Genomic DNA, 13,519 nt, shown 5'->3' on the forward strand with positions numbered 1-13,519 from the left:
ATGACATCCATAAGTCCCTTGCCCCGATCCAAAACTTGACGCATGTTCATCTTCAATCTCGGGGATACCGGCGGTAACGTCCCGCACCACCCCCGTCGGTAGGAGCTGCCATGCCACGGCGCACCCCGCGTAACTTGCTCGACAGACTGAGAACTCCCGGCAGATTCCCGGGGTTCCTGAAGACCGCATCCGTATGCGCCCTTATTGCCGCCCTTTTGTCCCCCCTTGCCCAGGGGACGGCAGTGGCCGCGACGGCGTCGAACGACTACTGCGGCGGCCAGTGCTCGGACATCCTCCCGGCCGGCGAGAACGGCAACGCCACCCTCGCCCAGATTCTCCTCAACCAGGTTTTCGGCTCCCAGCCCAGCCATGCGGAGGATCAGCTCGGCCCCTACGCCAACCTGGCCACGGGCGCTTCCACGCTGACCGACGCGAAGATCAACACCTTCTTCAACGACGCGTCGTTCGGGGTGGCCTCCGACCAGATCGCCTCGACCGAGAACCCGAGCGGTCGCACCGACGTGAAGATCGTCCGTGACAAGGCGACCGGTGTGCCGCACATCACAGGCACCACGCGCTACGGCACCGAGTACGGCGCCGGTTACGCGGCGGCCGAGGACCGGCTGTGGCTGATGGACGTCTTCCGGCACGTCGGACGCGGCCAGCTGACCACCTTCGCCGGCGGCGCGGCCTCCAATCAGGGCCTTGAGCAGGAGTTCTACCGCAACGCCCCGTACACCGAGGCCGAGTTGCAGTCCCAGATCGACAACGCCGTCGCCAACAACGGCACCCGCGGCCAGCAGGCACTCGACGACGCCAACGCCTATCTGGCCGGCATCAACGCCTACATCGACGCCTCGGACAGCGGTCGTTACTTCCCCGGCGAGTACGTCCTCACCGGCCACAAGGACTCGATCACCAACGCCGGCACGATCGACCACTTCAAGATCACCGACCTGGTCGCGCTGGCCTCCGTCATCGGCACGCTCTTCGGCTCCGGCGGCGGCGGCGAGGTCAACAACGCGATCTCCCTGCTCGCCGCCCAGGAGAAGTACGGCGTGGAGCAGGGCACCAAGGTCTGGGAGTCCTTCCGCGAACGCAACGACCCCGAGGCCGCGCTCACCCTCCACAACGGCGAGAGCTTCCCGTACGCCACCAAGCCCACCACCGCCCAGGGCGAGGCACTCCCGGACGCCGGTTCGGTGACGACCGAGCCACTCGTCTACGACGCCACGGGCACCGGCGCCAACCAGAGCGCCTCCGCCGCCTCCGCCGCGGCGACCGCGACCGCCCTCAGCTCCGCCAAGCGCGGGATGTCCAACGCCCTTGTGGTGAGCGGCAAATACACCGCGAGCGGCCACCCGATCGCCGTCTTCGGACCCCAAACCGGCTACTTCGCACCGCAGTTGCTCATGCTCCAGGAGATCCAGGGCCCGGGCATCAGCGCCCGCGGCGCCTCCTTCGCCGGCCTGAGCATGTACGTCGAACTCGGCCGCGGCCAGGACTACTCGTGGTCCGCCACGACCTCCGGCCAGGACATCATCGACACGTACGCCGTTGAACTCTGCCAGGACGACTACCACTACCTCTTCCACGGCACCTGCACGGCCATGGAGGAGATCGAGCAGAAGAACTCCTGGACGCCCACCACGGCCGACGGCACCGCCGCGGGGTCGTACACGATGAGGGTGTGGAAGACCGAGTACGGACCCGTCGAGTACCGGGCGACCGTCGGCGGGAAAAAGGTCGCCTACACCACCCTGCGCTCCTCCTACATGCACGAGGCCGACTCGATCATCGGCTTCCAGATGCTCAACGACCCGGACTACGTGAAGAGTCCGCAGACCTTCCAGAGCGCCGCCCAGCACATCAACTTCACGTTCAACTGGTTCTACGCCGACTCCTCGCACACCGCGTACTACAACAGCGGCAACAACCCGGTGCGGGCGAGCGGTGTCGACTCCGAGTTCCCGGTCTGGGGCCAGGCCGCCTACGAGTGGAAGAACTGGGACCCCACCACCAACACGTCCGACTACACCCCGGCCTCGGCGCACCCCAACTCCGTCGACCAGGACTACTACATCTCCTGGAACAACAAACAGGCCCTCGACTACACGACCGCGAGCTGGGGCGACGGGTCCGTCCATCGCGGCAATCTCATCGACGACCGGGTGAAGAAACTCGTCGCGGCCGGCGGGGTCACCAGATCCTCGCTGGTGAAGGCGATGTCCGACGCCTCGCTCACCGACCTGCGCGCCGAGGACGTCCTGCCCGACATGCTGAAGGTGGTCAACAGCAGCACGGTCACCGACACCACCGCCGCCGCGGCCGTCACCAAGCTCCAGACCTGGCTCACCGCCGGCGGCAAACGCACCGAGACCTCGGCAGGCTCCAAGGCCTACGCCAACGCCGACGCCATCCGGATCCTGGACGCCTGGTGGCCACTGCTGGTGAAGGCCGAGTTCCAACCCGGCCTTGGTGACACCCTGTACACCGCGTTCACCAACAACCTGTACATCGACGAGACCCCGTCGGCCGCCCATGGCCCGACCGGGTCGCACGCCGGAAGCTCCTTCCAGTACGGCTGGTGGAGCTACGTCGACAAGGACCTCCGGTCGGTGCTCGGGCAGACCGTGTCCGGACCGCTGGCCCAGCAGTACTGCGGCGGCGGCAGCCTCAGCGCCTGCCGGGACATCCTGATCAGCACGCTGAAGACGGCGGCCGGCACCAGCGCGTCCACGGTCTACCCCGGGGACACCCTGTGCTCGGCGGGCGACCAGTGGTGTGCCGACTCGATCGTCCAGCGGACACTCGGCGGCATCAAGCACTACAACATCAGTTGGCAGAACCGGCCCACCTTCCAGCAAGTGGTGGAGTTCACCTCACACCGCTGACACCCGAGCGGCGGCGGGCCGGTCGATCCGGCCCGCCGCCAGCACCACCCGGGCGAGTTCCGGGTGCACGATGTCGCCGTGCGCGCCTGTCGGCGGCTCGCCGTGGCACACCACCGCACAGGCGTCGACGTTCACACAACCCGACGTCGGAAGCGGGGAGTCGATGGCCTCGGCCAGGCTCAGCGAACGGGTGCCCGGCACCCCCTGCACCCCGTCGTGGCCCAGCGCGCCCCACTTGTCGCCCAGCACCCGGCCGATGTCGACGGCGGCGAACGAACAGTCGTCGTCCGCCATCCGCGAGGCCAGCGGATAGATCGTGCCGAGCGCCGAGTCGCAGTGCGAGTAGCAGCACACCAGCGGCCCGTCGACCCGGTTCTGCTGGCCCTGAAGCACACCGCCGGTACGCGGGTCGTCCGGCAGCCGGGCCGCGAACGCGTAGTGGGAGAAGGCCCCTTGGAGCAGCGTCACCGACTTGACCGAGCGCACCCCTTCGGGCAGACCCCGTAGCGCGAACGACACCAGGCGCCCGCCGAAACTGTGCCCCACGAGATGCACCCGCGCCTCCGGCGCCACCGCCGCGAGCCGCCCGATCACCGGGCCCAGACCACGCTCGCCGACCGTGCCCGCGCGTCTCTTCATCGCGAAGTACGCCGCCTGCCGCAGCAGCTCCCGCGCGCCCTTCCAGGGGTTCGGCAGCGCGAACTCCGTTACGGAGCCCGGAGATCGAGGAGCCGCGAGGTGGGCCAGCGCCTGCGCGAACTGCTCGCACACCTCGGCCGTACAGCCGACCGCGAACATCCGCGGCTCGCACTGCGGCACCCCCTCCGCCAGCGTGTCCGCGCCGAACAACGCCTGCGGCCCCGGCGGCACCATCTCCACCAGCATTCGCACCAGCCGCCCGAACTCCTCCAACTCGGCGTCCTGGGGTGGCTGTTGGTCCAGCATCCGGGCGATCTGGTCGATCACCGGCGCCTTGCCGGGGAAGGCGTCGAGGAGCGCGTGCCGGGTGCCGGCGTCGAGCGCGGGCCGCGTCAACTCGGCTACCGCCGCTGACGATTGGGGGAAGTCCGGAATCGGCTGGTCCGGGAACTCCATGGATGGCCAGATCACGCCCACGTACCCGATCCTCGCCTTCGGTGCGAGGCGCGGAATCGGGGCGAAGAAGCGGCTGTAGAGCCGGGTCGCGCCGGCGCGCTGGTTGTTCCACCCGTGCGAGAAGACGATCAGGTCACCGACCCCGCGCTGCCGCACCTCGCGCAGCAGCCGGTCGCGTTCTCCCTGGTCGACGTCTCCGTCGGCGTCGAAGGTCAACTCCCAGTAAGGGCTCACGCTCATCGCCGGATCCGTCATGACCGGCCTCCTCGTCCCCCGTAGTGGTGCGATGTGGGCGCATCGTCCCGCTACCGGTGAAGATTGGCCATACGTCGCGAGTCACTTGTAGAGGAGGTATTCAGTTCGAACCCGCCGGAAGGCCCGCAACTCCTCCTGCCAGCCCGCCACCACCTCGTCCGTGCCCGCGCCCGCGTCGATCGCCGTCCGCACCCGGGCGGACCCGGTGAGCTTGTCGATCCAGTTGTCGGAACGCCAACCGAAGCCGCTCCAGACCTTCTTGGCGGTCACCAGCAACGCGATCCCGGTGCGCACGGGGTCGTACGCGGCCCGGTCGTGGAGGTGGATCTGGACCCCGCCGACCGTCTTGCCCTGGAACTTGGAGAAGGTGGGCGCGAAGTACGCCTCCCTGAAGTGCACGCCGGGCAGCCCGAGTTGATTCACCGCGGCCGCCCAACGCCCGTCGATGCCCTCCGCGCCGAGCAGTTCGAAGGGCCGGGTGGTGCCGCGGCCCTCGGACAGGTTCGTGCCCTCGAAGAGACACGTCCCCGAGTACACGAGCGCGGTGTCCGGCGTCGGCATGTTGGGGCTCGGCGGCACCCACGGAAGCGACCAGGCGTCGTAGAACTCCGACCGCTTCCAGCCCGTCATCAGTACGGTCTCCAGCGGTACGGGCTTCGTCAGGAACTCCCCGTTGAACAGCCGGGCCAGCTCGGCGACCGTCATGCCGTGCGCCTGCGCGATCGGCTGCCGGCCGACGAAGGTCGCGAACTCCCGGTGCAGGACCGGGCCTTGGGCGCTGCGGCCGGTCACCGGGTTGGGGCGGTCGAGGACGACGAAGCGTTTGCCGGCGAGCTGGGCCGCCTCCATGCAGTCGTACAGGGTCCAGATGTACGTGTAGAAACGGGCGCCGACGTCCTGGATGTCGAAGACGACGGTGTCCACGGCGGCGGTCCTGAAGATGTCGGCGAGTGGCCGGCCGCTCTTCAAGTACGTGTCGTAGACAGGGAGTTTGGTGGCCGGGTCGGTGTAGTAGCCCTCGGAGCCGCCGGCTTGTGCGGTGCCCCGGAAGCCGTGTTCGGGGCCGAAGACCGCGGTGAGGTTCACGTGGGGGCTTGCGTGCATGACGTCGACGATGTGGTGGGCGTCTCTTGTGATGCCGGTGGGGTTGGTGACGATTCCGATGCGTTGGCCGTTGAGCTGGGTGTAGTCGTTTGCGGTTAGTTGTTCGAAGCCGGTGCGGAGGATGCGGGGCTTGGTGGTTGCCGGGGTGAGGGTTGCCGCCGGTGCCGATGCCAGGAGGGTTCGTCTTGTGAGGGGCATGCGGGCACGGTATGAGCTTCCGCATGTGGTTCGTAGGGTGCGCGCCGTATGTGGCTGGTCGCGACCGCGCGGCGGAGCCGCATATTGATACAGCCCCGCGCCCCTGAGGGAAACTGCTCTTCCGGTGTTACATACCGACCGGTTAGTCTGGCTTGGCAGTGGAGCCGCAGTCGAAGGAGACCGATGGTGGAAGCCGTTCAGGGTGCCGGGGTAGTCGTCACGGGGGCCGGGGGTGGCATCGGGGCTGCGCTCGCGCGGCGGTTCGCTGCCGAAGGGGCCCGGGTCGTGGTGAACGACCTGGATGCCGACCGTGTGAAAGCCGTCGCCGATGAGATCGGGGCGATCGCCGTACCCGGGGATGCCTCGGCCGTCGTCGGTGCGGCCCGGGACGCTCTCGGCGGGACCGTCGACATCTACTGCGCCAACGCCGGGGTCGGCTCCGGCGGGTCGGAGGCGGCCGGAGAGGACGTCTGGGCGCTGGCCTGGGACGTGAACGTCATGGCCCATGTGCGGGCCGCCGAGGCGTTGATCCCGGGGTGGCTGGAGCGGGGCGGCGGGCGGTTCGTGTCCACCGTGTCCGCGGCCGGGCTGCTCACCATGATCGGGGCCGCGCCCTACAGCGTCACCAAGCACGGTGCGTACGCCTTCGCCGAGTGGCTGTCCCTGACGTACCGGCACCGGGGGATCAAGGTCCACGCGATCTGTCCGCAGGGTGTCCGAACCGACATGCTGGCCGCCACCGGCAGCGCGGGTGACCTGGTGCTCCAGCCGACCGCGATCGAGCCCGATGCCGTCGCCGACGCTCTGATGAAGGGGATCGAGGAGGAGCGGTTCCTGATCCTGCCGCATCCTGAGGTCGCGGGTTATTACCAGGCCCGGGCCACCGAACCGGATCGCTGGCTGACCACCATGAACCACATCCAGCAGAAGTGGGAGGCCGGAGAGTGACCGACTCCCTGTATGCCGCCAAGCCCTGGGTTGCGCTGCTCAACGAGGCCCAGCGTGGGCCGATCAGTCCGGATGACTCCCTGGTGCACGCCCTGCGCCGGGTGGTCGGTGAGACTCCCGACCGGACCTTCCTCACCTACTTCGACGGTCGGCTCAGCTATCGCGAGGTCGACGAGCTGAGTGACTCCGTCGCCGGGTATCTGGCCGCGCGGGGGCTTGAGCAGGGTGACCGGGTCGCCGTGCTGCTCCAGAACTCGCCGCACTTCGTGATCGCGCTGCTCGGTGCCTGGAAGGCGGGCGCGATCGTCGTGCCGGTCAACCCGATGTACAAGTCGGGGGAGGTCACCCACGTCCTGCGGGACGGTGAGGTGGCCGCGCTGATCTGTACCGACCGGGCCTGGGAGTCGTATCTGCGCGAGACGGCCACGGCGGTTGAGGAGAGCGGGTCTCCCGTGCGGATCGTGCTCACCGCGTGCGAGTTGGATTTCCAGACCCGCAACGACGCGCGCGTGCTCACCTTCGAGCGGCTCCCGCAGGCCGCCGACGCCGAGGACCTGGTGGCCGTGGCGAAGGCGGGGCACAAGGCGCCCGACGGGCGTGAACTGGCCCCTGCGGACATCGCGTTGATCAGCTACACCTCGGGGACGAGCGGTGCCCCGAAGGGTGCCACCAACACCCACGCCAACATCCTGTACAACGCCGAACGGCAGCGGACCGGGCTCGGACTGCCGGACGCGCCCGTCTACTTCGCGATGGCGCCGCTGTTCCACATCACCGGGATGGTGTGCCAGCTGGGCGCGTCGCTCGTCAGCGGTGGCTCGCTGGTGCTGGTGTACCGCTTCGAGGGCGGGGTCGTGCTCGACGCCTTCGCCGAGCACGGGCCGCACTACACGGTCGGCCCGTCCACCGCCTTCATGGCGCTCGCCGCGCACCCGGGCGTCACCCCGGACCACTTCGCGTCCTTCCGGAACATCTCCTCCGGCGGTGCCCCGGTGCCGCCCGCCCTGGTGGAGAAGTTCCGGGCCGGCTTCGGGCCGTACATCCGCAACGGCTACGGCCTCACCGAGTGCACCGCGCCCTGCGCCTCCGTACCGCCCGACCTGGAGGCGCCCGTCGACCCGGCGTCCGGGACGCTGGCCGTGGGCGTGCCGGGGCCCGACACCGTCGTACGGATCGTCGACGACCTGGGCGGCGAGGTGCCGTTCGGGGAGCAGGGCGAGATCGTCGTACGCGGGCCGCAGGTCGTGCCCGGGTACTGGCGGCGGCCCGAGGCCACCGCCGAGACCTTCCCGGACGGCGAGCTGCGCACCGGTGACATCGGGTTCATGGACGCGCAGGGCTGGCTGTACGTCGTCGACCGCAAGAAGGACATGATCAACGCGTCCGGCTTCAAGGTGTGGCCGCGCGAGGTCGAGGACGTGCTGTACACCCACCCGGCGGTGCGCGAGGCGGCCGTCGTCGGGGTGCCCGACGGGTATCGCGGCGAGACCGTGAAGGCGTACATCAGTCTCCGTCCGGGCGCCGAAACCGACCCCGATGAATTCGCCGTGTACTGCAAGGAGAGACTGGCCGCCTACAAATACCCCCGCCAGGTGGAGATCCTGCCCGACCTGCCGAAGACGGCAAGTGGGAAGATCCTCCGGCGGGAACTGCGTTCCCGGTCGCACGACAGCGAGTGAACAGCCAGAAAAGGCAGGTGGCGGCAGTGCCCAGGACGACCGACGGAGACGGGGCTCCCGTTCCGCAGCGGCTCCTCGCCGCCGCCACCAGGCTTTTCGCCGAGCAGGGCTACGACCGCACCTCGGTGCAGGAGATCGTCGAGGCCGCGGGCGTCACCAAGGGGGCGCTGTACCACTACTTCGGCTCCAAGGACGACCTCCTGCACGAGGTGTACGCGCGCGTGCTGCGCGTCCAGCAGGAGCGCCTGGAAGTGTTCGCGAACGCCGACGAGCCGATCGAGAAGCGGCTGCGGGCCGCCGCCGCGGACGTCGTCGTGACGACGATCGACAACCTCGACGACGCGTCGATCTTCTTCCGCTCCATGCACCACCTGAGCCCGGAGAAGAACAAACAGGTGCGCGCCGAGCGCCGGCGCTACCACGAACGCTTCCGCGGCCTCGTCGAGGAGGGCCAGCGCGCGGGCGTCTTCTCCACGGCGACCCCGGCGGACCTCGTCGTGGACTACCACTTCGGCTCGGTCCACCACCTGTCGACCTGGTACCGCCCCGGCGGCCCCCTCACGCCCCAGGAGGTCGCCGACCACCTGGCGGACCTGCTGATGCGGGCGCTGCGGCCGTAACACGCCCTCACGCGTCCGGTGGGTGGGCGAGCCCCGCCTCCCGGGCCCAGGCCGCCGCCTGCGCGCGGTCCGTGACGCCCAGCTTGGCCAGGACCGCCGACATGTGGTTGCTGACCGTCTTCGGGGACAGGCCCAGGCGGGTGGCCACGACCGAGTTGGGCTGGCCGTCGGCGATCAGCGCGAGGACGTCCCGTTCGCGCGGGGTGAGCGTCGGGCACGGGTCGGGGCGGTCCGGAGGCCTGCTGAGCTGACCGAGCACACGCCTCGCGACACCGGGTCCGAAGATGGCCTCGCCCGCGGCCACCGCCCGGATCGCCCGGACGATCTCGTCCTGGCCCGCGCCCTTGAGGACATAGCCCAGGGCGCCCGCCCGCATCGCGGCGAACACCGAGTCGTCCTCCTCGACCATGGTGAGCATCAGCACGGCCACCCGGGGTGCCACCCGGCCGATCTCCCGGGTCGCCTCGATGCCGTTCAGGTCGGGCATCCGGATGTCCATCACCACCACGTGCGGGCGCAGGGTCACCGCCGCCCGTACCGCCTCCCGCCCGCTCGCGGCGACCCCGACGACCCGCACACGCGGAGTCCCGTCCCGCACCGACTCCAGGAGCGCGGCCAGCCCGGTACGGACCACGGGATGGTCGTCGGCGAGCACGACCCGCAACGCGTCCCCGTCGTCCGCACCCCCAGGAACCAGCCCCATCACATCGCCTCTCCCAACGGCAGCGTCGCCACCACCCGCCCCCGCCCCGCCACACACCGGCCGCCCAGCTCCGCCGCGCGCTCCTGCATCGACGTGATGCCCACGCCCGGCGTCCACGCGGTCTCCTCGTCCACCGGCGAACCGTCGTCGCACACCTCCAGGCGCAGCCCGTCGCCGATCTCGATGTGCAGGTCCACGTGGGAGGCCCGGGCGTGCCGGGCCGCGTTGGTCAGCGCCTCGATCGCGATGCGGTACGCGGCCACCTCGACGGCGGCGGGCAGCGCGGGCAGCCGCTCCGGCGCCCGGACCCGCACCTGGATCTCGGTGCCGTCCGCCCGCCAGGACAGCCGCACCGCACGCTCCCGCAACGCGCCCAGCAGCCCCAACTGGTCCAGATCCGGCGGCCGTAGCCCGTCCACAAGGCGGCGCACCTCCGCGACCGCGCCCCCGACCTCCGACCGCAACTCGGTGAGCAGCGCCGCCGCCCGCTCCGGATCGAACGTGAGCAGATTGCGGACGGCGTCGGCCTGGAAGGCGGCTCCGGCGAGGGTGGGCCCGAGCCCGTCGTGCAGATCGCGGCGGATCCGGCGCCGCTCCTCCTCGCGCGCGGCCACGATCCGCTCCCGGGAGTGCTGGAGCTGCCGGGTGAGGTCGGTGGCGTGCAGCGCGGCGGCCAGCGGTACGGCGAGCAGCTCCAGGACCGCCAAGTCGGCCGTGGCGGGCTGCTGTTCGCCGGGGCGCAGCCCGATCACCAGCGCGCCGACGGTCCGGCCGTCGTAGTCCAGCGGTATGGCGTGGATGTGTTCTCCCGGTTCGCCCCAACTCCCGTCCGTCACCCCGGACTTCGACTCCACGCACACATACGGCAGCCGCAGCGCCTCGCCCACCGCCTCCGGGACCGCGCCGACGCCGGTGCCGGCCAGCCGCTCGCCGATGCGGGAGACCGCGCGCACCGGATCGTGCCGGTCGCCGTACAGGGCGCGGTCGACCATGTGCTGGAGGAGACGGCGGGCCGGTTCGAAGGCGGCGGCGAGGGTGACGGTGACCAGGGCCGGGCCGAGCAGCGAGGGGTCGGGGTTGAGGAGGGCCTGGACGAAGGTGACGAGCCCGACGTAGGCGACGGCCACCCCGACCGTGAGCGCGCCGTAGAGCAGGCTGCGGGAGACGACGAGGCGGATGTCGAGCAACTCCTCACGCACCACGGCGATCATGATGGCGGTCGGCAGGAACAGGGTGCAGCACGAGGTGTAGACCGCCGGGAAGCCCAGGATCTGGAGGGCCACGCTCAACGCCAGCGGCAGCATCCCCGCGATCAGCCACAGCAGCCGGCGGCGGTCCTGCTCCCCGCCGCGCCGGTAGCGGACGGACATGGCCCCGAACACCGCCGCCAGCACCAGGCAGGCCTTGGCGGTCTCGATGTCGCGCAGCGCGGACATCCAGCCGTCCGGCACCGGGAGGTACGACGGCTGGGCCGGTGTGTCGCGGAACAGCCCCCAGTCGTCCCGCGCCCAGACCGCGAAGTCGAGCGGGGCGGACAGGAGTTGGGCGACCAGGGCCCAGCGCCAGCGGCGGTCGGGCAGCCGGCCGTCGGGGAACAGGAAGAACACGAGGACGAACGCCGTGGAGCTGCCGAGGATCCAGGTGTGGCGGCCGACGGTCGTCAGCGCGTGCAGCAACTCGGGGGACCAGCCCAGCCGTAGCCCCTCGACGGCCAGCCCGATCGACATCCCCGTGAACGCGTGGCCCAGCCCGTAGGCGATCAGCAGCCAGCCGATGGGATTGCGCGGCCGGTGCAGCGCGATCACCGTGCCGCAGACCGGGTAGGCGAGGCCGACCGCCAGGTCGACGACCATGTCGTAGCGGACCACGTCCGCCGCGGAGACCCCGGCCGCCGCCAACGCGACCGCCCCGACGGCCACTTGGAGTGCCGCCAGCCCCAGCAGTACGTACGCCGTCGCCGTACGTGGCCGGGTGCGCCCGTCGCGGTCGTCCATGCGTCCCATCGTGGGGGCGCGGCGCCCGGGTGTCCCGGGAACGCTTCCCGGTCCACCCGGGAGAGGTCCCCGGCGCCGCCCGAGGGCTTCCCCTCAACTCCCGGCCCCGGTCGCCGTGATGCTCGTAGCAGCGGAACGGCGGCCACACCGCCGGACCGACCGACAGGAACCAACGGGGGAAACACCATGCTGTCAACGAAGCGGCGCCTGACCGGCGTCGTCCTGGGCTCCCTGCTCGCTCTCGGCGGCACGGCGGCGGTGCCGGCCGCCGCGCAGACACCGGCGCGGGCCGCGTGCGGTATCTCGGTCAACGAGCCGCACATCTACCAGCGTTGGAGCGCGCTCGGCGGAGCCTCCGGCTGGCTTGGCTGCCCGACCAGCGGCACCAGGGACGTGTACCTGAACAACGTGTACGCCGGGAAGCGCCAGTACTTCACCTACGGCACCGCCACCTGGTCGCCGCGCCAGGGCTCGAACATGGTCGTCGCCGCGTGGGAGGACCGCGGCTACGCCTACTTCAACTGGGGCACGACGGCCCCGGAGCACCGCTACGACAGGTTCCTGGTCCGCTGGACCAGCGCCTCCGACCCCGGGGGCACCCAGCGCGAGTTCGGCGGCGGGACGGCCGGCCGGATCCGGGTGCTGGAGCGGAACACCGGCGCCTACGTCTTCACCGTCGAGGGCTGCGACGTCGGCACCTTCGGCCACACCTGCCGCCAGGGCTGGACGCTGAAGGCGAGCACGCCCAACTGACCACTCACCTCGGGGGAACGGGGCTGGAGGGGTGCGACCACCCTTCCAGCCCCTCGTGGTGCTACAGGTACTTTTTCAACTCCCGCCGCGCCAGCGACCGTTGGTGCACCTCGTCCGGGCCGTCGGCCAGCATCAGGGTGCGGGCGCTCGCGTACAGCTCGGCCAGCGGGAAGTCCTGGCTCACACCGCCCGCGCCGTGCAGCTGGATCGCGCGGTCGAGGATGCCGACGACCGTGCGGGGTGTGGCGATCTTGATGGCCTGGATCTCCGCGTGGGCACCCTTGTTGCCGACCGTGTCCATCATCCAGGCCGTCTTCAGGACCAGCAGCCGCAGCTGCTCGACGGCGACCCGCGCGTCCGCGATCCAGTTGTGGACGACGCCCTGTTGGGCCAGCGCCTTGCCGAACGCGACGCGGGAGACGGCCCGTTGGCACATCAGCTCGATCGCCCGCTCGGCCATACCGATCAGCCGCATGCAGTGGTGGATACGGCCCGGACCGAGCCGCGCCTGGGCGATGGCGAAGCCGCCGCCCTCCTCGCCGATCAGGTTGGTCACCGGCACGCGCGCGTGGTCGAAGACGACCTCGGCGTGGCCGCCGTGGGAGTGGTCCTCGTAGCCGAAGACCCGCATCGCGCGCTTGACCGTGACGCCCGGGGTGTCGCGGGGAACGAGGATCATGGACTGCTGGCGGCGGATGTCGGCGCCGTCCGGGTCCGTCTTGCCCATCACGATGAAGATCTTGCAGTCCGGGTTCATCGCCCCGGAGATGTACCACTTGCGGCCCGTGATGACGTAGTCGTCGCCGTCCCGCTCGATGAGCGTGGTGATGTTCGTGGCGTCCGAGGAGGCGACCTCGGGCTCCGTCATCGCGAACGCCGAGCGGATCTCACCGGCCAGCAGCGGCTCCAGCCACTGCTTCTTCTGCTGCTCGTCGCCGAACTGGTACAGCACCTCCATGTTGCCGGTGTCCGGCGCCGCGCAGTTCAGCGCGGTGGGCGCCAAGTGCGGGGAACGGCCGGTGATTTCGGCGAGGGGCGCGTACTGGAGGTTGGTCAGGCCGGCGCCGTACTCGGAGTCCGGGAGGAAGAGGTTCCACAGGCCCTGCCTGCGTGCCTCCGCCTTCAACTCCCCTACGACGGCAGGGGTGTCCCAGGGGGACGCGAGCTGGGCGCGCTGTTCCTCGGCGACGGGCTCGGCCGGGTAGACGTACTCGTCCATGAAGGCCAGGAGCTTGGCGCGCAGTTCCTCGGTGTGTGCGTCGAACGCGAAGTCCAT

Annotated in this window: 10 protein-coding genes; 5 read left to right on the forward strand and 5 right to left on the reverse strand. The window is 70.3% G+C overall.

Annotated elements, in window-relative coordinates:
* Positions 1–110 precede the first annotated feature (110 nt).
* Positions 111–2,894 carry a penicillin acylase family protein gene (locus OG714_RS40210; RefSeq protein ID WP_406128533.1) on the forward strand — a complete coding sequence of 928 codons (2,784 nt, stop codon included), beginning with the start codon at positions 111–113 and terminating at the stop codon, positions 2,892–2,894.
* Here the strand turns inward: OG714_RS40210 and OG714_RS40215 are convergent.
* Positions 2,883–4,244 (reverse strand): serine-threonine protein kinase, encoded by a 1,362-nt coding sequence (locus OG714_RS40215; protein WP_406128535.1) that lies wholly within the window; start codon positions 4,242–4,244, stop codon positions 2,883–2,885. The two genes, OG714_RS40210 and OG714_RS40215, sit on opposite strands and share 12 nt — an antisense overlap.
* Positions 4,245–4,325: 81 nt before the next feature.
* Complete coding sequence (locus tag OG714_RS40220) at positions 4,326–5,546, reverse strand: exo-beta-N-acetylmuramidase NamZ domain-containing protein (protein ID WP_406128536.1); 1,221 nt, start codon at positions 5,544–5,546, stop codon at positions 4,326–4,328.
* Between the two features lie 183 nt (positions 5,547–5,729).
* Between OG714_RS40220 and OG714_RS40225 the strand changes: the two genes are divergently transcribed.
* From OG714_RS40225 to OG714_RS40235, 3 genes are read left to right on the forward strand one after another with little or no spacing between them, the layout of a single operon-like run.
* Positions 5,730–6,494, forward strand: a complete 765-nt coding sequence (locus tag OG714_RS40225; RefSeq protein ID WP_403590295.1) for an SDR family oxidoreductase — start codon at positions 5,730–5,732, stop codon at positions 6,492–6,494.
* A complete protein-coding gene (locus tag OG714_RS40230) occupies positions 6,491–8,173 on the forward strand; it encodes a class I adenylate-forming enzyme family protein (protein ID WP_406128538.1) in 1,683 nt (560 codons plus the stop codon). The genes OG714_RS40225 and OG714_RS40230 overlap by 4 nt, the downstream gene beginning before the upstream one ends.
* Positions 8,174–8,199: 26 nt before the next feature.
* The gene (locus OG714_RS40235) at positions 8,200–8,793 is read left to right on the forward strand and encodes a TetR/AcrR family transcriptional regulator (RefSeq protein ID WP_327405218.1); all 594 of its coding nucleotides are present in this window, start codon (positions 8,200–8,202) and stop codon (positions 8,791–8,793) included.
* Positions 8,794–8,800: 7 nt separating this feature from the next.
* On the opposite strand, the gene OG714_RS40240 is transcribed toward OG714_RS40235, so the two are convergent.
* Positions 8,801–9,496: a response regulator gene (locus OG714_RS40240; protein ID WP_406128540.1), complete on the reverse strand. Its 696-nt coding sequence runs from the start codon at positions 9,494–9,496 to the stop codon at positions 8,801–8,803.
* The gene (locus OG714_RS40245) at positions 9,496–11,490 is read right to left on the reverse strand and encodes a sensor histidine kinase (protein WP_406128542.1); all 1,995 of its coding nucleotides are present in this window, start codon (positions 11,488–11,490) and stop codon (positions 9,496–9,498) included. Before OG714_RS40245 ends, OG714_RS40240 begins: the two co-directional genes overlap by 1 nt.
* 186 nt (positions 11,491–11,676) lie before the next feature.
* Here OG714_RS40245 and OG714_RS40250 point away from each other — a divergent pair, with 186 nt between their 5' ends.
* The gene (locus OG714_RS40250; protein WP_406128544.1) at positions 11,677–12,243 is read left to right on the forward strand and encodes an LGFP repeat-containing protein; all 567 of its coding nucleotides are present in this window, start codon (positions 11,677–11,679) and stop codon (positions 12,241–12,243) included.
* 61 nt (positions 12,244–12,304) lie between these two features.
* On the opposite strand, the gene OG714_RS40255 is transcribed toward OG714_RS40250, so the two are convergent.
* Entirely contained in the window at positions 12,305–13,519 is a 1,215-nt protein-coding gene (locus OG714_RS40255) for an acyl-CoA dehydrogenase family protein (RefSeq protein WP_406128546.1), read from the reverse strand.

The organism is Streptomyces sp. NBC_00989 (assembly GCF_045162655.1).
GTDB lineage: Bacteria > Actinomycetota > Actinomycetes > Streptomycetales > Streptomycetaceae > Streptomyces.